This is a genomic window from Streptococcus oralis, assembly GCF_964238205.1.
Taxonomy (GTDB): domain Bacteria; phylum Bacillota; class Bacilli; order Lactobacillales; family Streptococcaceae; genus Streptococcus; species Streptococcus oralis_CZ.
In genome coordinates this window covers 319,803-338,971 of the sequence record NZ_CAXSLF010000001.1, presented here as the reverse complement: position 1 = coordinate 338,971, position 19,169 = coordinate 319,803, and the positions used below count along the sequence as shown (strand labels likewise).

The 19,169-nt window shown below is 39.1% G+C and carries 21 protein-coding genes; 18 read left to right on the top strand and 3 right to left on the bottom strand.

The features are described from left to right. Positions 1 to 56 precede the first annotated feature (56 nt). The gene (ald, locus tag ACESOD_RS01790) at positions 57 to 1,169 is read right to left on the bottom strand and encodes an alanine dehydrogenase (protein WP_373093639.1); all 1,113 of its coding nucleotides are present in this window, start codon (positions 1,167 to 1,169) and stop codon (positions 57 to 59) included. A gap of 168 nt (positions 1,170 to 1,337) precedes the next feature. Between ald and ACESOD_RS01785 the strand changes: the two genes are divergently transcribed. The 13 genes from ACESOD_RS01785 (at position 1,338) to ACESOD_RS01725 (ending at position 13,114) form a co-directional block, all read left to right on the top strand. Next, on the top strand, positions 1,338 to 1,907 hold the full coding sequence (locus ACESOD_RS01785; protein WP_049503606.1) for a GNAT family N-acetyltransferase: 570 nt from the start codon (positions 1,338 to 1,340) through the stop codon (positions 1,905 to 1,907). Between the two features lie 65 nt (positions 1,908 to 1,972). Beyond that, entirely contained in the window at positions 1,973 to 2,614 is a 642-nt protein-coding gene (locus ACESOD_RS01780; protein ID WP_049503607.1) for a helix-hairpin-helix domain-containing protein, read from the top strand. After that, positions 2,598 to 4,817: a ComEC/Rec2 family competence protein gene (locus tag ACESOD_RS01775; protein WP_373093636.1), complete on the top strand. Its 2,220-nt coding sequence runs from the start codon at positions 2,598 to 2,600 to the stop codon at positions 4,815 to 4,817. The genes ACESOD_RS01780 and ACESOD_RS01775 overlap by 17 nt, the downstream gene beginning before the upstream one ends. Before the next feature lie 125 nt (positions 4,818 to 4,942). After that, the gene (locus ACESOD_RS01770) at positions 4,943 to 6,229 is read left to right on the top strand and encodes a peptidase U32 family protein (RefSeq protein WP_000169115.1); all 1,287 of its coding nucleotides are present in this window, start codon (positions 4,943 to 4,945) and stop codon (positions 6,227 to 6,229) included. A 13-nt stretch (positions 6,230 to 6,242) separates the two neighbouring features. Then, positions 6,243 to 6,554 carry a CHY zinc finger protein gene (locus ACESOD_RS01765; protein ID WP_000249454.1) on the top strand — a complete coding sequence of 104 codons (312 nt, stop codon included), beginning with the start codon at positions 6,243 to 6,245 and terminating at the stop codon, positions 6,552 to 6,554. 229 nt (positions 6,555 to 6,783) lie between these two features. Further along, positions 6,784 to 6,984 (top strand): F0F1 ATP synthase subunit C, encoded by a 201-nt coding sequence (locus tag ACESOD_RS01760; RefSeq protein WP_001054551.1) that lies wholly within the window; start codon positions 6,784 to 6,786, stop codon positions 6,982 to 6,984. Between the two features lie 32 nt (positions 6,985 to 7,016). Beyond that, positions 7,017 to 7,733, top strand: a complete 717-nt coding sequence (atpB, locus tag ACESOD_RS01755; RefSeq protein WP_000392935.1) for a F0F1 ATP synthase subunit A — start codon at positions 7,017 to 7,019, stop codon at positions 7,731 to 7,733. Between the two features lie 18 nt (positions 7,734 to 7,751). After that, positions 7,752 to 8,246, top strand: a complete 495-nt coding sequence (gene atpF, locus ACESOD_RS01750; protein WP_000366310.1) for a F0F1 ATP synthase subunit B — start codon at positions 7,752 to 7,754, stop codon at positions 8,244 to 8,246. Further along, positions 8,246 to 8,782: a F0F1 ATP synthase subunit delta gene (locus tag ACESOD_RS01745; protein WP_000359024.1), complete on the top strand. Its 537-nt coding sequence runs from the start codon at positions 8,246 to 8,248 to the stop codon at positions 8,780 to 8,782. Before atpF ends, ACESOD_RS01745 begins: the two co-directional genes overlap by 1 nt. Positions 8,783 to 8,796: 14 nt before the next feature. After that, positions 8,797 to 10,302 (top strand): F0F1 ATP synthase subunit alpha, encoded by a 1,506-nt coding sequence (gene atpA / locus ACESOD_RS01740; protein ID WP_016465716.1) that lies wholly within the window; start codon positions 8,797 to 8,799, stop codon positions 10,300 to 10,302. Between the two features lie 15 nt (positions 10,303 to 10,317). Then, positions 10,318 to 11,196 (top strand): F0F1 ATP synthase subunit gamma, encoded by an 879-nt coding sequence (locus ACESOD_RS01735; protein WP_045763457.1) that lies wholly within the window; start codon positions 10,318 to 10,320, stop codon positions 11,194 to 11,196. 81 nt (positions 11,197 to 11,277) lie between these two features. After that, positions 11,278 to 12,684 carry a F0F1 ATP synthase subunit beta gene (atpD, locus tag ACESOD_RS01730; RefSeq protein WP_000094353.1) on the top strand — a complete coding sequence of 469 codons (1,407 nt, stop codon included), beginning with the start codon at positions 11,278 to 11,280 and terminating at the stop codon, positions 12,682 to 12,684. Positions 12,685 to 12,694: 10 nt separating this feature from the next. After that, positions 12,695 to 13,114, top strand: a complete 420-nt coding sequence (locus ACESOD_RS01725; protein WP_049503620.1) for a F0F1 ATP synthase subunit epsilon — start codon at positions 12,695 to 12,697, stop codon at positions 13,112 to 13,114. 42 nt (positions 13,115 to 13,156) lie between these two features. Here ACESOD_RS01725 and ACESOD_RS01720 read toward each other — a convergent pair whose 3' ends face one another. After that, positions 13,157 to 14,164, bottom strand: coding sequence for a lactonase family protein (locus tag ACESOD_RS01720; RefSeq protein WP_373093631.1), 1,008 nt, complete (start codon positions 14,162 to 14,164; stop codon positions 13,157 to 13,159). Positions 14,165 to 14,373: 209 nt separating this feature from the next. Here ACESOD_RS01720 and ACESOD_RS01715 point away from each other — a divergent pair, with 209 nt between their 5' ends. The 5 genes from ACESOD_RS01715 to ACESOD_RS01695 all read left to right on the top strand — a co-directional run bounded on the left by ACESOD_RS01715 (position 14,374) and on the right by ACESOD_RS01695 (position 18,819). Continuing rightward, a complete protein-coding gene (locus ACESOD_RS01715) occupies positions 14,374 to 15,537 on the top strand; it encodes an AI-2E family transporter (RefSeq protein ID WP_049503623.1) in 1,164 nt (387 codons plus the stop codon). Then, positions 15,527 to 16,756, top strand: a complete 1,230-nt coding sequence (locus tag ACESOD_RS01710) for a tetratricopeptide repeat protein (protein ID WP_373093629.1) — start codon at positions 15,527 to 15,529, stop codon at positions 16,754 to 16,756. Before ACESOD_RS01715 ends, ACESOD_RS01710 begins: the two co-directional genes overlap by 11 nt. Before the next feature lie 181 nt (positions 16,757 to 16,937). Further along, positions 16,938 to 17,774 (top strand): DegV family protein, encoded by an 837-nt coding sequence (locus ACESOD_RS01705; protein ID WP_049528190.1) that lies wholly within the window; start codon positions 16,938 to 16,940, stop codon positions 17,772 to 17,774. A 106-nt stretch (positions 17,775 to 17,880) separates the two neighbouring features. After that, positions 17,881 to 18,156 carry an HU family DNA-binding protein gene (locus ACESOD_RS01700; RefSeq protein ID WP_001284633.1) on the top strand — a complete coding sequence of 92 codons (276 nt, stop codon included), beginning with the start codon at positions 17,881 to 17,883 and terminating at the stop codon, positions 18,154 to 18,156. 342 nt (positions 18,157 to 18,498) lie between these two features. Then, complete coding sequence (locus ACESOD_RS01695) at positions 18,499 to 18,819, top strand: heavy metal-binding domain-containing protein (protein WP_373093627.1); 321 nt, start codon at positions 18,499 to 18,501, stop codon at positions 18,817 to 18,819. 43 nt (positions 18,820 to 18,862) lie between these two features. On the opposite strand, the gene ACESOD_RS01690 is transcribed toward ACESOD_RS01695, so the two are convergent. Next, a complete protein-coding gene (locus tag ACESOD_RS01690) occupies positions 18,863 to 19,105 on the bottom strand; it encodes a type B 50S ribosomal protein L31 (RefSeq protein ID WP_000710764.1) in 243 nt (80 codons plus the stop codon). Positions 19,106 to 19,169: the final 64 nt, after the last annotated feature.

The window sequence follows — 19,169 nt, the reverse complement described above, 5'->3', positions numbered from 1 at the left end:
AAAAAGAGCAGTTGAAAAGCTGCTCTTATTTTTGTAGTTTTAAATTATAAATCATTTTAGACAAGTTCACTGATTGAAGTGAAGTCACGTTCCAAACCTTCGGCAACTGGCTGGCTGGTGAGGTATCCTTGATAGGTTGTCACACCTTCAAGCAAGCCTGCGTCTTCTAGGATAGCTTTCTTAAATCCTTTTCCTGCCAAGGCTTCGATATATGGAAGAGTCACATTAGTAAGGGCAATCGTAGATGTGCGAGCAACTGCTCCAGGAATGTTAGCAACGGCATAGTGAAGAACACCGTGTTTTTCATAGACTGGTTCATCGTGAGTTGTCACACGGTCAGCTGTCGCTATAACACCACCTTGGTCAACAGCAACGTCAACAATGACAGAACCAGGACGCATTTGTTGTACCATTTCATCTGTCACCAATTTAGGAGCTTTGGCACCAGGAATCAAGACAGCACCGATAACAACGTCTGCTTCACGCACACTTGCTTCGATATTAAATGGATTAGACATGAGTGTTTGGATTTGGTGACCAAAGACATCTTCTAGGATAGAGAGGCGTTTAGCGCTGATATCAAGAATGGTTACTTGAGCTCCCAAACCTAGCGCAATGCGAGCTGCGTGTGTACCAACGACACCACCACCGATAATGGTTACTTTTCCTTTAGGAACACCAGGAACACCACCGAGTAGAACTCCTGAACCGCCAGCTTGTTTCGTCAAGAAGTGGGCTCCGATTTGGACTGCCATACGACCAGCAACCTCACTCATTGGAACGAGAAGAGGAAGTTGTCCTTGAATATCACGGACTGTCTCATAAGCAACCCCAGTTGTTTTAGCTGCAAGCATAGCATCTGCCAATTCTGGAGCAGCTGCCATGTGTAAGTAGGTGAAAAGAAGTAAATCCTCACGCAAGAACTGGTACTCACTAGCAAGGGGTTCCTTCACTTTAACAACTAATTCTGCAGCCCAGGCTTCAGCAGCAGTTGCGACAATTTCAGCTCCTTGCTTTTCATAGTCAGCATCAGCAAAACCAGAACCAAGTCCAGCATTTGTTTCGATGAGGACACGGTGGCCACGACCAATGAGACTTTGTACACCAGCAGGTGTCAAAGCAACACGATTTTCATTATTTTTAATTTCCTTTGGAATTCCAATTAACATAGGATAACTCACTTTCTATTAAGCTGTTTCAATTTATGTATCACATCATTCGTCAGAGTTTTTGTGATGACTTTATTGTATATGAAACCGTTTTAAATTGCAAGAAAAACTTGTAAACCTATTTCTTTTATGTTATTCTTTTAGCAACCTATTTTGGGAGGTGAAATCATGGAATCACTATTTATCAAACTAGCCAAGCATCAAATTATCGAAACAGAACGCTTAGTGCTTAGACCTGTGACACTTGATGATGCAGAAGCCATGTTTGAATATGCTTCAAACCAGGAAAATACGCGCTATACTTTTCCAACCAATCAAAGTTTAGAGGAAACTAAGAATAATATTGCCCAGTTTTATCTAGCCAATCCCTTGGGTCGATGGGGCATTGAACTAAAAAGTACTGGAGAGTTTATCGGAACTATTGACTTGCACAAGATCGATACTGTTCTTAAGAAGGCAGCCATTGGTTACATTATCCATCAAAAATATTGGAATCAAGGTTTGACAACTGAAGCCAATCGTACCGTGATTGAACTAGCTTTTGAAAAGATTGGAATGAATAAGTTGACCGCTCTTCACGATAAGGATAATCCTGCTTCAGGAAAGGTCATGGAGAAATCAGGCATGCGCTTTTCTCACGAAGAACCTTATGCTAGGATGGATAAAAAAGAACCAGGTCGAATCGTAACAAGAGTGCATTATGTCTTGACCAAGGAAGATTATTTTGCAAATAAGTAAGCAGTTGAAAAGATTTTTCAGCTCTTTTTTCTTTCTCTTACGAATAAGCTAAGAGAGGAGAAAATATGGAAGAACTTATTGAGAAAATCAAAGAATATAAAATCATTATTATCTGTGCTGGTTTGGGCTTGGTCTTAGGCGGATTTTTCCTCCTAAAGCCAGTCGCTCAAGCACCTGCTAAGGAAACAAAGGTGCAGACTGAAGTTGCAGCTGTTCCAAAGGATTCGACGGATGAAAAGGAAGATGGAAATCAGAAGGAAGAAGCGGTGGAGCAAGATCTAATTACTGTCGATGTCAAAGGTGCTGTCAAATCACCTGGAATCTATGACTTGCCAGTTGGAAGTCGTATCAATGATGCTGTCCAGAAAGCTGGTGGCTTAACAGATAATGCTGATAGCAAGTCTATCAATCTTGCCCAGAGAATTAGTGACGAAGCACTAGTCTATGTTCCGACTAAGGAAGAAGCTACTAGTCAAGAAATGACATCAAGTACTTCCAACAGCAAGGAAAATAAGAAAGTCAATCTCAATAAAGCTAGTTTAGAGGAACTGAAACAAGTTAAAGGCTTAGGTGCTAAACGTGCTCAAGACATTATTGACCATCGTGAATCCAATGGTAAATTTAAGTCAGTAGATGAGCTCAAAAAGGTTTCTGGTATTGGTGCAAAAACGATAGAAAAGCTAAAAGAATATGTCACAGTGGATTAGTCGCTTTCCAATTCCAAAAATCTATCTCAGTTTTCTTTTCCTATGGCTTTACTATGCAATCTTTTCAGCAAGTGTATTAGCACTTTTGGGCTTTGTCTTTTTACTGGTCTGCCTCTTTTTCCAATTTCCATGGAAAACTGTGACCAAGGTCCTCTTGATTTGTGGACTTTTCGGGAGTTGGTTTATATTTCAAAAATGGCAGCAAGAAGAAGCCAGTCGGAATCTTGTAGACACGGTTGATACAGTGCGAATATTACCGGATACCATCAAGGTAAATGGAGATAGCTTATCTTTTCGTGGCAAGGCTGAGGGCAGACTCTTTCAGGTCTATTATAAACTCCAGTCAGAAGCTGAAAAAGAAAAATTTCAGCAGTTGTCTGATCTGTATGAAATGGTTGTGAAAGGCAAGTTAGCTAGTCCTCAAGGAGCCAGTAATTTTGCGGGTTTTGATTATCGAAACTATCTCAAAACGCAAGGAATTTATCAGACCTTAACCATATCCGAAATTGTGGAATTAAAGCAAATTTCCAGTTGGGATATTGGAGAAAATCTATCAAGTTTGCGGAGAAAAGCAGTTGTCTGGATAAAAAGGAATTTTCCCGATCCCATGCGCAATTATATGACAGGTCTTTTATTGGGGCATTTGGACACAGATTTTGAGGAAATGAATGAACTTTATTCCAGCCTAGGGATTATTCATCTTTTTGCTTTGTCTGGAATGCAGGTCGGATTTTTCATGAATGCTTTTAAAAAGTCACTCTTGCGATTGGGCTTGACACAAGAGAAGTTCAAATGGCTAGCTTATCCCTTTTCTTTGTTTTATGCAGGCTTGACAGGATTTTCAGCTTCAGTTATTCGTAGTCTTCTACAAAAGTTATTGGCTCAGCATGGCTTTAAGTCACTGGATAATTTTGCTTTGACGATTCTTATTCTATTTTTAATCATGCCGAACTTTTTCTTAACTGCTGGAGGGGTTCTTTCCTGTGCTTATGCCTTTATCCTGACAATGACTGCTGAGGAAGTAGCAGGGATAAAAGGTCTGGTTAGGGAGAGTTGTATTATTTCCTTGGGAATTCTTCCGATTTTATCATTTTATTTTTCAGAATTTCAACCGTGGTCCATTCTCTTGACATTTGTCTTTTCATTCTTGTTTGACATGATCCTATTGCCACTTTTATCGATTCTCTTCTGTCTGTCATTTATATATCCCATCACCCAGTTCAACTTTCTCTTTGAATGGCTAGAAAATATCATACGCTATATTTCTCAGCTATCTACGAGGACTCTTGTTTTTGGTCAGCCGAGTCTTTGGATTTTAATCCTTCTTTTGATTACTTTAGCTCTCATCTACGACTATCGAAATAATGTGAAAAAACTATCTATGCTTGTCATAGTTGCCATCTCATTCTTTTTAGTAACCAAGCATCCACTAGAAAATGAAATCACAGTCCTAGATATGGAACAGGGGCGAAGCATTTTCCTAAGAGACATGTCAGGGAAGACCATACTACTGGATGTTGGTGAAAAGCTAGCAGTTGAAAAGAAAGAAGTCTGGCAGGAGAAAGCTATTACCAGCAATGCCAAACGTAGTTTAATTCCTTATCTGAAAAGTCGAGGAGTGGCTAAGATTGATCAGCTTGTTTTAACGAAAAGTGAACTTAAGCAACTAGATCATGTGTTAGAAATTAGTAAAGCCTTCAATATTGGAGAGATTCTAGTAACTGAAGAAACTTTATCTAAGAGAGAATTTATGGATAAGCTGAAGGAGAGCAAAGTCAACCTACGTTCAATTAAAAAAGGAGACAGCTTATTTGTTTTTGGGAGTAGTTTGGAAGTAATCGAAACTCAAAATAAGGATAAAAACGATTCAATTACAATGTATGGAAAGTTACTAAACCAAACCTTTCTAGTTACTGGAAAAATAGAGGAGAAGTTTTTAACGAGTCATTATCCAAAAATCCAAGCAGATGTAGTGATAAGTCATCTGCAAGCATCGAAGAAAAAGACAGATATCGAAATCTTCAAAAATGTACACCCTAAAATCACCGTTATTTCGGTAGACAAGAAAAAATCATTTAAAGATAAAAATGCTGAGAATAACCAAGAAGATAAAGAACTTGAGAATTTGGTATTAAAAACTGACCAAAAGGGTGCCATTCGTTTCAAGGGTTGGACTACTTGGAATGTTGAAACTGTTCAATAAGGTTTTCAGAGAAAACTAAACATTAAAATTGTCTAAACAATCATTCAAGGCTTGATTTTGAACCCTGTTTACTATAAAATAGTTAAGATTGGTGTCAAACTTTTATATTGCAAATAGGAGAAAAAATGACAAAAACTTTGAAACGTCCTGAGGTTCTGTCACCTGCAGGAACTCTTGAAAAACTAAAAGTAGCTGTTCAATACGGAGCAGATGCTGTCTTTATCGGTGGTCAGGCCTATGGTCTACGTAGCCGTGCTGGTAACTTCACTTTCGAACAAATGGAAGAAGGAGTTCAGTTCGCGGCTAAGTATGGAGCTAAGGTATATGTGGCTGCTAATATGGTTATGCACGAAGGAAATGAAGAAGGTGCCGGAGAATGGTTTCGTAAGTTGCGTGATATTGGTATTGCAGCGGTTATTGTTTCTGACCCTGCCTTAATCATGATTGCAGCAACAGAAGCACCAGGACTTGAAATCCACCTTTCAACACAAGCTAGTGCGACCAACTATGAAACTCTTGAATTCTGGAAAGAACTTGGATTGACGCGTGTCGTTTTGGCGCGTGAGGTTTCTATGGAAGAGTTAGCAGAAATTCGCAAACGTACAGATGTAGAAATTGAAGCCTTCGTACATGGAGCTATGTGTATTTCCTACTCTGGTCGTTGTACCCTTTCTAACCATATGAGTATGCGTGACGCCAACCGTGGTGGATGTTCACAATCTTGCCGTTGGAAATATGACCTTTACGATATGCCATTTGGTAAAGAACGTAAGAGTCTCAAGGGAGAAATTCCTGAAGAATTTTCAATGTCAGCTGTTGATATGTCTATGATTGACCATATCCCAGATATGATTGAAAATGGTGTGGATAGTTTGAAGATTGAAGGTCGTATGAAGTCTATTCACTATGTTTCAACAGTGACAAACTGCTACAAGGCTGCCGTTGATGCCTACCTTGAAAGTCCTGAAAAGTTTGAAGCTATTAAACAAGACTTGATTGATGAAATGTGGAAGGTTGCCCAACGTGAATTGGCTACAGGTTTCTACTACGGAACACCATCCGAAAACGAACAACTATTCGGAGCACGCCGTAAGATTCCAGAATACAAGTTTGTTGCTGAAGTAGTAGCTTATGATGATGCGACACAAACAGCAACTATTCGCCAACGTAACGTTATCAACGAAGGTGACCAAGTTGAGTTTTACGGTCCAGGTTTCCGTCATTTTGAAACTTATATCGAAGACCTTCATGATGCTAAAGGAAATAAAATTGACCGTGCACCAAACCCAATGGAACTTTTAACCATCAAGGTTCCACAACCAGTACAAGCAGGTGATATGGTCCGTGCTTTGAAAGAAGGCTTGATCAATCTTTACAAAGAAGATGGAACCAGCGTCACAGTTCGTGCATAGATAAGGAAAGTCAATGGTTCAAGCTCATGGATTACTAGTAGATAATGAAAGCAGATGTGTTCATTACCATAGTGATAAAGATATCGTAGCGCTCCAGTGTTATGAGTGTCAGAAATACTATGCCTGTTATCAGTGTCACAATGAACTAGAGTCGCACACATTTTCTCCTTATCCTTTAAATCTAAAAGAGGATAAACCTATCTTATGTGGTTCCTGTAAGAAGAACCTAACTTATGAGGAGTATAGAGAAAAGGGGAGCTGTCCTTATTGTGCAGCACTCTTTAATCTAGCTTGCCAGAGCCACCATTCCTATTATTTTAAATAAGAAACGATAAATCCAGGTTTTGAAACTTGGATTTTTCTTTTCAGAAAAATAGGAAAGATAAGAAAAATAACCTGAAAAGACATTAAAATTTTCTATATAATTGTCTTGAAAATCATAAAAATAGAAATAAATGATTAGAAACGCTTTCAATGCTAGTAAAGAGTTGACAAAAGCAAATTTTAGGACTAAACTAGGGAAGTAAATTTAATTTAAAAAAGGAGAATTCGTCATGAATTTAACATTTTTCGGTCTATGTCTTGCCTGTATGGGTGTATCTCTTGCAGAAGGATTTTTGATGAACGGTTTGTTCAAATCTGCAGCACGCCAACCAGATATCATCCCTCAATTGCGTAGTTTGATGATCATGGGGATTGCCTTTATCGAAGGAACTTTCTTTGTAACCTTGGCGATGTCATTCGTTATCAAATAGACAACTCTATTTAGAAATGGAGGTGTCAAACCATGGAAGAAAGTTTGAATCCAACCGTTAATATTGGACCAATATCCTTTGATTTGACCCTGCTTGCCATGTCTCTTGTAACTGTTTTGATGGTTTTTGCCTTTGTCTACTGGGCAAGTCGTAAAATGGCCATCCGTCCAAAGGGCAAACAGAATGCTCTTGAGATGATTTATGACTTTGTGATTGGTTTTACAAAACCAAACATTGGAGATTCATATATCAAGGATTATTCCTTGTTCTTGTTCTCTCTATTTCTGTTTATCTTGGTTGCCAACAATATTGGCTTAATGGCAAAAGTACAAACAACAAACGGTTATAACTTGTGGACTTCCCCAACAGCCAACCTTGGATACGATTTATCCCTCTCCTTATTGATCACTTTGATCGCCCATGTAGAAGGAATTCGTCGTAGAGGCGTTAAAGAATATTTGAGAGCATTTGTTACTCCTGGCTTTATGACTCCGATGAACGTTTTAGAAGAGTTCACCAATTTTGCCTCCTTGGCGATTCGGATTTACGGAAATATTTTCGCCGGTGAGGTCTTGGCAGGATTGTTATTAGCCTTGTCACAATATGCCTTTTATTGGTATCCTTTTGCCTTTATTGCAAACATGTTATGGACAGCCTTTTCAATTTTCATTTCATGTATTCAAGCGTATGTATTTACCATGTTGTCTTCTATGTACATTGGTAAAAAGGTAAATGGTGAGGAAGAGTAAGTAGAGGAGGATTAGAAGATGGATTTAACTATTAGTACCATTATCGGTGACTTTATTCTTATCGCTGGTTCCTTCCTTTTATTAATTTTTTTAGTTAAGAAATATGCTTGGGGAAATATTACCAGTATTTTGGATCAACGTGCTGAAAAGATTTCTTCAGATATTGATGGTGCTGAGGAAGCTCGTAAAAAGGCTGAGGAACTAGCAAGTAAGCGAGAGGCTGAGCTAGCAGGTAGCCGTACCGAAGCTAAAACGATTATCGAGAATGCAAAGGAAACAGCTGAAAAGAGCAAATCAGATATTCTGGCTGAAGCTAAGCTAGAAGCTGGTCGCTTGAAAGAAAAAGCTAACCAAGAAATTGCGCAAAATAAAGCTGAGGCTTTACAAAGCGTTAAAGGTGAGGTAGCAGATTTGACAGTTAGTCTAGCTGGAAAAATCATCTCACAAAACCTTGACGGTCATGCCCATAAAGAACTCATTGATCAGTATATTGATCAGCTAGGAGAAGCTTAATGGACAAAAAGACAGTAAAGGTAATTGAAAAATACAGCATGCCTTTTGTCCAATTGGTGATTGAAAAAGGAGAAGAAGATTCTATCTTCTCAGACTTGACCCAGATTAAGCAAGTCGCTGAAGAAACAGACTTGCCTTCTTTTTTGGCTCAGGTAGATGTTGATGAGTCTGACAAGGAAAAAACAGTCAGTTATTTCCAAGATTCTGCATCGCCATTATTACAAAACTTCATTCAAGTTCTGTTGTACAATCATCGTTCAAATCTTTTTTATGATGTGATTGTAGATTGTTTAAACCGTCTTGAGAGAGAAACGAATCGTTTTGAAGTAACGATTGTGTCTGCTCATCCTCTAACGGATGAACAAAAAGAACGTTTGCTTCCAATTATAGAGAAAAAGATGTCTTTAAAAGTGCGTAGCATTAAAGAAGAAATCGACGATAGTTTAATCGGTGGTTTTGTTATTATCGCCAATCACAAGACAATTGATGTTAGTATTAAACAACAACTTAAAGTTGTTAAGGAAAATTTGAAATAGAAAGTGGTGTTCTTTTGGCAATTAACGCACAAGAAATCAGCGCTTTAATTAAGCAACAAATTGAAAATTTCAAACCCAATTTTGATGTGACTGAAACTGGTGTTGTAACCTACATCGGGGACGGAATTGCGCGTGCTCATGGCCTAGAAAATGCCATGAGTGGAGAGTTGTTGATTTTTGAAAACGGCTCTTATGGTATGGCGCAAAACTTAGAATCAACTGATGTTGGTATTATTATCCTTGGAGACTTTACAGATATCCGCGAAGGCGATACTATTCGTCGTACAGGAAAAATCATGGAAGTTCCAGTTGGTGATAGCTTGATTGGACGTGTCGTGGATCCACTTGGTCGTCCAGTAGATGGACTTGGTCCAATCGACACAAACAAAACTCGTCCAGTTGAAGCACCAGCTCCTGGTGTTATGCAACGTAAATCAGTATCAGAACCATTGCAAACTGGTTTGAAAGCTATTGATGCCCTTGTTCCAATCGGTCGTGGTCAACGTGAGTTGATTATCGGTGACCGTCAAACAGGGAAAACAACCATCGCTATCGATGCAATCTTGAACCAAAAAGGTCAAGATATGATCTGTATCTATGTAGCGATTGGTCAAAAAGAATCAACAGTTCGTACACAAGTAGAAACACTTCGCCAGTACGGAGCCTTGGATTACACAATCGTCGTGACAGCGTCAGCTTCACAACCTTCACCATTGCTTTTCCTTGCACCTTATGCAGGGGTTGCTATGGCCGAAGAATTTATGTACCAAGGTAAGCATGTCTTGATCGTTTATGATGACTTATCTAAACAAGCGGTAGCTTATCGTGAACTTTCTCTCTTGCTCCGTCGTCCACCAGGTCGTGAAGCCTTCCCAGGGGATGTATTCTACCTTCATAGCCGTCTACTTGAACGTTCAGCTAAAGTTTCGGATGAATTGGGTGGAGGATCTATCACAGCCCTTCCGTTTATCGAGACACAAGCCGGTGATATCTCAGCCTATATCGCTACAAACGTAATCTCTATTACGGATGGACAAATCTTCCTAAGTGATAGTCTCTTTAATGCAGGTATCCGTCCAGCTATTGATGCAGGTTCTTCCGTATCTCGTGTTGGTGGTTCTGCACAGATTAAGGCCATGAAGAAAGTTGCTGGTACACTCCGTATCGACCTTGCTTCATACCGTGAGTTGGAAGCCTTCACTAAATTTGGTTCTGACTTGGATGCGGCTACTCAGGCTAAATTGAACCGTGGTCGTCGTACTGTAGAAGTATTGAAACAACCTGTTCACAAACCATTACCTGTTGAGAAACAAGTTACTATTCTCTATGCTTTGACCCATGGTTTCTTGGATACAATTCCTGTAGACGATATCGTTCGTTTCGAAGAAGAGTTCCATATGTTCTTTGATGCTCAACATCCTGAAATTTTGGAAACCATTCGTGAAACAAAAGACTTGCCAGATGAAGCAGTCTTGGATGCTGCGATTACTGAGTTTCTCAATCAATCAAGCTTCCAATAAGAATAGAGGTGTCAGATGGCAGTATCTCTAAATGATATTAAAACAAAAATCGCCTCAACAAAAAATACTAGTCAAATTACTAACGCTATGCAGATGGTTTCTGCAGCTAAGTTAGGTCGTTCTGAAGAAGCAGCTCGTAACTTCCAAGTGTATGCACAAAAAGTGCGTAAACTAGTTACAGACATCCTCCACGGAGATGGTGCAGGCGGATCAACTAACCCTATGTTGATCAGTCGCCCCGTCAAAAAAACAGGCTATATTGTCATTACATCTGACCGTGGTCTTGTTGGAGGATATAATTCTTCAATCTTAAAAGCTGTCATGGAAATTCAGCAAGAATACCATCCTTCAGGTGATGATTTTGAAGTCATCTGTATTGGTGGTATGGGAGCCGATTTCTTCAAATCACGTGGTATTCAACCTATCTATGAATTGCGTGGACTTGCAAGCCAACCAAGTTTTGATGAAGTTCGTAAGATTATCACAAAAACGATTGAAATGTATCAAAACGAACTTTTCGATGAGCTCTACGTTTGCTACAACCATCATGTCAATACTCTCACAAGTCAAATGCGTGTAGAACAGATGCTTCCAATCGTGGACTTGGATCCAAATGAAGCAGATGATAACTATAGCTTGACCTTTGACCTTGAAACAAGTCGAGAAGAAATCTTGGATCAATTGCTGCCACAGTTTGCAGAAAGTATGATTTATGGTGCTATTATTGATGCCAAGACAGCTGAAAATGCTGCCGGTATGACAGCTATGCAAACAGCGACTGATAATGCAAAAAAAGTGATTAATGATTTGACCATTCAGTATAACCGTGCCAGACAGGCGGCGATTACACAAGAAATCACAGAAATCGTGGCAGGAGCTAGCGCTTTAGAATAAAGCCATCCTGCTCATATCAATGAACTTAGGACCTAGCAAAACTAGGAACCGACAGTATCTTATATAGAATAGGAGAAGGAGATGAGTTCAGGTAAAATTGCTCAGGTTATCGGACCCGTTGTAGACGTTTTGTTTGCAGCAGGGGAAAAACTTCCTGAGATTAACAATGCACTTGTCGTCTACAAAAATGACGAAAAGAAAACAAAAATCGTCCTTGAAGTAGCCTTAGAGTTGGGGGATGGTATGATTCGTACCATCGCCATGGAATCAACAGATGGTTTGACTCGTGGAATGGAAGTATTGGACACAGGTCGTCCAATCTCTGTACCAGTAGGTAAAGAAACCTTGGGACGTGTCTTCAACGTTTTGGGAGATACTATTGACTTGGAAGCTCCTTTTGGAGAAGACGCAGAGCGCCAGCCAATTCATAAAAAAGCACCTACTTTTGATGAGTTGTCTACCTCTTCAGAAATCCTCGAAACAGGGATTAAGGTTATCGACCTTCTTGCCCCTTATCTTAAAGGTGGTAAGGTCGGACTCTTCGGTGGTGCCGGAGTTGGTAAGACTGTCTTAATCCAAGAATTGATTCACAACATTGCCCAAGAACACGGTGGTATTTCAGTATTTACTGGTGTTGGGGAACGTACTCGTGAAGGGAACGACCTCTACTGGGAAATGAAAGAATCAGGAGTTATCGAAAAAACAGCCATGGTATTTGGTCAGATGAATGAACCACCAGGAGCACGTATGCGTGTTGCCCTTACTGGTTTGACAATCGCTGAATACTTCCGTGATGTAGAAGGCCAAGACGTTCTTCTCTTCATTGACAATATTTTCCGTTTCACACAAGCTGGTTCAGAAGTATCTGCCCTTTTGGGTCGTATGCCATCAGCCGTTGGTTACCAACCAACACTCGCAACAGAAATGGGTCAATTGCAAGAACGTATCACTTCAACTAAGAAAGGTTCTGTAACCTCTATCCAGGCTATCTACGTGCCAGCGGATGACTATACTGACCCAGCGCCAGCAACAGCCTTCGCTCACTTGGATTCAACTACCAACTTGGAACGTAAATTGGTTCAATTGGGTATCTACCCAGCCGTTGATCCACTTGCTTCAAGCTCTCGTGCTTTGGCACCTGAAATTGTTGGAGAAGAGCACTACGCAGTTGCGGCTGAGGTTAAACGTGTTCTTCAACGTTACCATGAGTTGCAAGATATCATCGCCATCCTTGGTATGGATGAACTTTCTGATGAAGAAAAAACTTTGGTTGCTCGTGCCCGTCGTATCCAGTTCTTCCTTTCACAAAACTTCAACGTTGCGGAACAATTTACTGGTCAACCAGGTTCTTATGTTCCAGTAGCTGAAACAGTTCGTGGATTTAAGGAAATTCTTGACGGTAAACACGATCATCTCCCAGAAGATGCCTTCCGTGGAGTAGGTTCAATCGAAGATGTTATCGCTAAGGCTGAAAAAATGGGATTTTAAGAGGTGATCTATGGCTCAGTTAACTGTCCAGATCGTGACACCAGATGGCCTCGTCTATGATCACCATGCCAGCTTTGTATCGGTTCGAACTCTGGATGGTGAGATGGGGATCTTGCCACGACATCAAAATATGATTGCGGTATTAGCAGTTGATGAAGTTAAAGTCAAACGTATTGATGATGATTCTCATGTCAACTGGATAGCAGTAAACGGAGGAATCATTGAGATTGCTAATGATGTCATTACCATTATTGCAGACTCAGCTGAGCGTGCTCGTGATATCGATATTAGCCGTGCAGAACGTGCCAAACTTCGTGCAGAACGTGAAATCGAAGAAGCACAAGACAAACACTTGATTGACCAAGAGCGTCGTGCTAAGATTGCATTACAACGTGCTATTAACCGAATCAATGTCGGAAATAAATTATAAAAAAATGAACTTGATTTGAGAATCAAGTTCATTTTTTTATGTTTAAAATGTAACGCAAACCGCTTCGGGAACGTGGAAATCATTGGAAAGTTCTGCAAGACGACCAGTCTCTGGATTACGTTTAAAGACAGTTGCATTATCAGAATCCTGGTGAACTGCGATGAGGAATTCTTGGTCTGGTGAGAGAATAAAGTCACGAGGAGTTTTCCCGTTTGTAGGAACGAATTCCAACAATTCTAAACTACCATCAGCGAGAATAGTGTAAACTACAATAGAATCGTGACCACGGTTTGATGCGTACAGGTATTTTCCATCTTGTGAGAGACGAATAGCAGCAGTTCCATTAAAGTCATTAAATCCTTCAGGAAGAGTAGAAATAACTTGCATTTTTTCAAATGCACCAACACCATCATAAATCAATACTTCAATTGTACTATTGAGTTCACAGATGAGATAGGCAATCTTGTAGTGGTTGTGAAAAACAAGGTGACGTGCACCAGCACCAGGACTACAATTGTAGGTAGTTAGCTTATTTAGTTTTCCTTCTGGATTGACATCATAAGTAGTAACCTCATCAGTACCTAAGTCGCAAGTGACTAAATACTGATCTGGTGTTAAATCTGTAAAGTGTACATGTGGAGAAGCTTGATTTTCATGGGGACCATGACCGCTATGCTGAACTGTATCAGCCAATTCTAAACTACCATCTTCTTTACGTTTATAGACCAAAACTTGTCCCTTGTGATAGTTTGCACCATATACTAGGCCACGTTTCTCATCAACTGCAACATAACAGTGAGGAGCGCCTTCTGTCACAACATGGTTTAGCAAAGTACCATCAGTTTGATAGGCAGCAATTCCACCTTGACCATCTTTGCTACCGACAGTGTAGAGGTGATTTTCTTGATCAAATGCAAGATAGGTAGGACTTGGCTCAGCTGCAAATAGTTTCAGATTGGATAGTTTCCCAGTTTCTGTATCAAAATCAGCTTGATAAATCCCTTGGGATAAACGACGTGTGTAAGTTCCGAAATAAATTGTTTCAATCATAGCTATACCTCTAAATAAAGATGTTTCTATTATATCATAAATTGGGAGACCTGAAGAAAATAGTGAAAAAAGTATGAAACATCTAAGTATAAAATTAGTAAAAAGCAAGGTCGCTTTGTTAAAGTTCTCAATCGTCACCTCAACACTTTAAAAACAGTTTATTCCCTATAAAAATGGTATAATGAAAGGACAAAGGAAAGGAAGTAGATATGGAACAAAAAGAGAAACATTTTAATTTATCTTGGTTTTTTAAATGGTTTTTAGATAATAAGGCTGTTACAGTTTTTTTGGTAGCCTTGTTACTAGGTTTGAATATTTTTATTTTAAGTAAGATTAGTTTTTTATTTATCCCTGTCGTTGATTTTTTATCAGTGGTTATGTTGCCTGTTATTTTATCAGGATTACTTTTTTATCTCTTAAATCCACTGGTGGATTTGATGGAGAAGTATAAGATAAATCGTGTCTTAGCCATTAGTATTATTTTTGTCATTATTGCCATACTCTTGATTATTGGTCTGGCTGTTGCGATTCCAAATCTTCAACGTCAAGTAGTTATTTTTGCGCAAAATGTACCAAATTATCTCGAAGATGCTGACAGAGTTATTGATGATCTTGTAACTAAGCGTTTGCCAGATGACTTTAGACCTCAACTGGAACAGGTTCTGGCTCAGTTTTCAACACAAGCAACTGCTTGGGCAAGTAATATATCTTCTAAGGCTGTGAACTGGGTGAGTGCTCTTATCAGTGGAACGTCTCAAGTCATTGTCGCTCTAATTATCATGCCGTTTATGCTCTTTTATCTCCTTAGAGATGGAAAAGGTTTGAGAGATCATATCACTCAATTCTTACCAAATAAATTGAGAGAACCAGTAGGTAAGGTTCTAACGGATGTGAACCAACAACTTTCTAACTATGTTAGAGGACAAATTACTGTTGCTATTATCGTGGCAATTATGTTTATCATCTTCTTTAAAATTATTGGTTTGAGATATGCGGTGACTCTTGGTATTACTGCTGGGGTCTTAAATCTTATCCCTTATCTTGGAAGTTTCCTTGCTATGATACCAGCTCTGGTCTTAGGGTTAATTGCTGGACCAGTTATGCTCTTGAAAGTTATTATCGTTTTTATCGTAGAGCAGACAATTGAAGGTCGTTTTGTGTCTCCATTGATTTTAGGTAGTCAACTAAACATCCATCCAATCACTATTCTATTCGTTTTGTTGACGTCTGGTTCTATGTTTGGTGTTTGGGGAGTCCTATTGGGAATTCCTGTTTATGCTTCAGCCAAAGTTGTTATTTCAGCTATTTTTGAATGGTATAAAAAAGTTAGTGGTCTGTATGAGTTAGAAGAGGAGGTTGAAGGTGAGCAATAGTCAAGAAATGCTTGAAGCTTTGGATCAGCAAGATTTAACAAGAGCTGATTACTATTTTCAAAAAGCATTGGTAGAAGACTCTGATGATCTTCTTCTGGAACTGGCTTATTATCTAGAAAGTATTGGTTTTTATCCACAAGCTCGTCAAATCTATGAAAAACTAGCTCCAATATTTCCAGAAGTAAATCTCAATCTAGCTAGTATCGCAAGTGAAGACGGACAAATTGAAGAAGCATTTGCCTATCTAGAAGAAATTCAACCCAATAGCGATTCTTATGTATCTGCTCTTGTTTTAAAGGCTGATTTCTATCAAATGGAAGGATTGACGGATGTAGCTCGCGACAAGCTATTAGAAGCTCTTAATTACTCTGATGATCCTTTATTGATTTTTGGGATAGCAGAGTTAGATAGTGAACTTGGAAATGATTTAGAAGCGATTAAGGGCTATGCTCAACTGGATAATCGTGAAATATATGAGCAGACAGGGATTTCGACCTATCAACGAATTGGAACTGCCTATGCTCGACTTGGAAAGTTTGAATCAGCCATAGAGTTTTTAGAAAAAGCTTTAGAGTTAGATTATGAAGATCAGACTGCATTTGAATTAGCAAGTCTTTACTTTGATCAAGAGGAATATCACAAGGCAGTTTTATATTTTAAACAGCTGGATACTATTTCTCCAGATTTTGAAGGGTATGAGTATGGTTATAGTCAGGCTCTACATAAGGAACACCAGACTGAGCAAGCCTTACTGATAGCTCAACAAGGTTTGGAAAAAAATCCATTCGAAACACGTTTACTACTCCTTGCTTCACAATTATCTTACGAATTGCATCAACCCGAGCAGGCGGAAGCTTATCTTCTTCAAGCTCAAGAAGATGCGGAAGACCAAGAAGAAATCCTCTTGCGACTAGCAACCATGTATCAGGAGCAAGAACGGTATGAGGATATTCTAGCCTTAGAAGTATATGAGCCAGAAAATCTCTTGACTAAGTGGATGATTGCACGGAGTTACCAAGAAACTGAAGATTTGGATGTTGCCTATGAATCTTATCAGGCATTGGTTTCAGAACTCAAGGAAAATCCTGAGTTTTTAGAGCAATACATTCATCTATTACGCGAACTTGGAAGATTTGAAGAAGCAAAAGAACAGATCCAACACTATCTCAAGTTGGTTCCTGATGACATACAGATGCAAGATTTGTATGAACGTTTATGATGATACCAAAATAGTCGTCTTAGCAGGCGACTATTTTTATAAAATGAAAGATTTAAAAATCTATAAATTCAATCATAAAAATGAATAGATACAGTATGAATTTTTAGCATTTTTTTGATATAATTGTTATAGTTAAATTGAAAAACTCACTCAAAAAGTGAAACATAGAAAGATTTGAATTATGACACAAGTAAAAATCGTAACAGATTCTTCTGTTACCATTGAACCAGAAGTGGTCAAAGAATTAAATATTACCGTCGTTCCGCTCTCTGTAATGATTGATAGTGTTCTTTATTCGGATGCTGATCTTGAAGAAGGGGAATTTCTTCGCTTGATGAAAGAGAGTAAAAATCTGCCTAAAACAAGTCAACCTCCAGTTGGACTCTTTGCTGAGATTTTTGATGAGTTAAGTAAAGACGGTAGTCAAATTTTAGCCATTCATATGTCTCATGCCTTATCAGGAACTGTCGAAGCAGCTCGTCAGGGTGCAAGTTTGTCAACGGCAAATGTGACCGTATTGGATAGTTCCTTTACAGACCAAGCCTTAAAATTTCAAGTGGTTGAAGCAGCTAAGTTAGCTCAAGAAGGACAAAACATAGAAACAATTGTGGCTCATGTTGAAGAAGTCAAGAAAAATACAGAGCTCTACATCGGTGTTTCTACCTTAGAAAACCTTGTTAAAGGTGGCCGTATTGGCCGAGTGACAGGTCTTTTAAGCTCTCTATTAAATATCCGAGTTGTCATGCAGATGAAGGATGACGAATTACAACCAATCGTGAAAGGACGTGGAGCAAAAACCTTTAAGAAATGGTTGGATGAACTAGTTTCAAAACTGTCAGAGCGTTCTGTTTCTGAGATTGGTATTTCCTATTCTGGAACTAGGGACTGGGCGGAAGAGATGAAAGAAATCCTACAACCATTCGTTGAAAAACCAATCTCTGTACTTGAAACAGGTTCGATTATTCAGACACATACAGGTGAAAATGCTTGGGCTATTTTAGTCAGATATGAGTCCTAAAAAAATAAAGAAAATAGCAAGAAATAGCGTTTTTGACTTGACCTACAAGAGAATTTAGGATATGATTGTAATTGTTAATTAGAAAATATTTGGAGGAATTATTAACATGGCAAACAAACAAGATTTGATCGCTAAAGTAGCAGAAGCTACAGAATTGACAAAGAAAGACTCAGCAGCAGCAGTTGATGCTGTATTTGCAGCAGTAGCTGATTACCTTGCAGCTGGTGAAAAAGTTCAATTGATTGGTTTTGGTAATTTCGAAGTTCGTGAGCGTGCAGCACGTAAAGGTCGCAACCCACAAACTGGTAAAGAAATCACTATCGCAGCTTCAAAAGTTCCAGCATTCAAAGCTGGTAAAGCTCTTAAAGACGCTGTTAAATAATGAATTTAGAAAAAGCCTATTGTATCAAGCTTCCTAGCTTGATCGATAGGCTTTTTTTGTATTTTTGGGGCAAAAAGGGGGCAGGAGAGAACAGTATCTTCTAAACCAATCATAGATTCTAAGATCTACTATTGGTAAGAACGGTGAAGCCGATAAGGCTATCTCAAGTTAGGCTTGCAAAGAAAAGATTTGGGCCACCATCCATACAATTGGCACTAAATGGATAGCAAAAAAGGATGGTGAGAAGAGTTTCCTTTCAAGTATTGAGCCCCTTATAGTATTTCTTGACAGAGTTAGTGAAAGGGTTTACAATTATATAAAAGAAGTTAGGAGGAAAGGAAGATGATTATTTCAACTACGGGAATTGAAGGGAAAAAAATCCTAGCCTACAAAGGAATTGTCTTTGGTGAAGTAGTTGCTGGAGTTAATATGTTCAAAGATATGGCTGCTGGCTTCCGTAATGTTTTTGGAGGTCGAGCGAGTAGTTATGAAGGTGAATTGACTCAAGCAAGAGAAGAAGCTATAGCAGAAATGATGGAGAGTGCAAGTGAACGTGGAGCAAATGCTATTATAGGTATAAAAATGGACTATGAAACTTTAGGTGCTGAAAATGGTATGCTGATGGTCACTTGTAGTGGAACAGCAGTAGTCGTTGACTCCTGATTTGACGAAACAAAAAAGAACAGTCGAAACTGTTCTTTTATGATTATTTGAGACCGTATTTTTTGTTGAAACGATCCACGCGTCCATCTGCTTGAGTGAACTTTTGACGTCCAGTGTAGAATGGGTGTGAGTCTGATGAAATTTCCACACGGATCAATGGGTAAGTTTCGCCTTCGAACTCAACAGTTTCGTTAGAGCGTTTTGTTGAACCGCTAAGGAATTGGTAACCAGTAGTTGTGTCCATGAAGACAACTGGGCGATATTCTGGATGGATATCTTTTTTCATTTTGCAATATTTCCTTTCTGCCATGGTCTCTTTGCGAGCCATAGATTGTTACCATACTAGTCTA

Coding starts and splice junctions, on each gene's coding strand:
- ACESOD_RS01775 (WP_373093636.1), top strand. CDS start 2,598: ATGTCACAGTGGATTAGTCGCTTTCCAATTCCAAAAATCTATCTCAGT.
- ACESOD_RS01745 (WP_000359024.1), top strand. CDS start 8,246: ATGGACAAAAAGACAGTAAAGGTAATTGAAAAATACAGCATGCCTTTT.
- atpF (WP_000366310.1), top strand. CDS start 7,752: ATGGATTTAACTATTAGTACCATTATCGGTGACTTTATTCTTATCGCT.
- ACESOD_RS01780 (WP_049503607.1), top strand. CDS start 1,973: ATGGAAGAACTTATTGAGAAAATCAAAGAATATAAAATCATTATTATC.
- atpD (WP_000094353.1), top strand. CDS start 11,278: ATGAGTTCAGGTAAAATTGCTCAGGTTATCGGACCCGTTGTAGACGTT.
- ACESOD_RS01760 (WP_001054551.1), top strand. CDS start 6,784: ATGAATTTAACATTTTTCGGTCTATGTCTTGCCTGTATGGGTGTATCT.
- atpB (WP_000392935.1), top strand. CDS start 7,017: ATGGAAGAAAGTTTGAATCCAACCGTTAATATTGGACCAATATCCTTT.
- ald (WP_373093639.1), bottom strand. CDS start 1,169: ATGTTAATTGGAATTCCAAAGGAAATTAAAAATAATGAAAATCGTGTT.
- ACESOD_RS01720 (WP_373093631.1), bottom strand. CDS start 14,164: ATGATTGAAACAATTTATTTCGGAACTTACACACGTCGTTTATCCCAA.
- ACESOD_RS01695 (WP_373093627.1), top strand. CDS start 18,499: ATGATTATTTCAACTACGGGAATTGAAGGGAAAAAAATCCTAGCCTAC.
- ACESOD_RS01715 (WP_049503623.1), top strand. CDS start 14,374: ATGGAACAAAAAGAGAAACATTTTAATTTATCTTGGTTTTTTAAATGG.
- ACESOD_RS01705 (WP_049528190.1), top strand. CDS start 16,938: ATGACACAAGTAAAAATCGTAACAGATTCTTCTGTTACCATTGAACCA.
- ACESOD_RS01785 (WP_049503606.1), top strand. CDS start 1,338: ATGGAATCACTATTTATCAAACTAGCCAAGCATCAAATTATCGAAACA.
- ACESOD_RS01690 (WP_000710764.1), bottom strand. CDS start 19,105: ATGAAAAAAGATATCCATCCAGAATATCGCCCAGTTGTCTTCATGGAC.
- ACESOD_RS01770 (WP_000169115.1), top strand. CDS start 4,943: ATGACAAAAACTTTGAAACGTCCTGAGGTTCTGTCACCTGCAGGAACT.
- ACESOD_RS01725 (WP_049503620.1), top strand. CDS start 12,695: ATGGCTCAGTTAACTGTCCAGATCGTGACACCAGATGGCCTCGTCTAT.
- ACESOD_RS01765 (WP_000249454.1), top strand. CDS start 6,243: ATGGTTCAAGCTCATGGATTACTAGTAGATAATGAAAGCAGATGTGTT.
- ACESOD_RS01700 (WP_001284633.1), top strand. CDS start 17,881: ATGGCAAACAAACAAGATTTGATCGCTAAAGTAGCAGAAGCTACAGAA.
- ACESOD_RS01735 (WP_045763457.1), top strand. CDS start 10,318: ATGGCAGTATCTCTAAATGATATTAAAACAAAAATCGCCTCAACAAAA.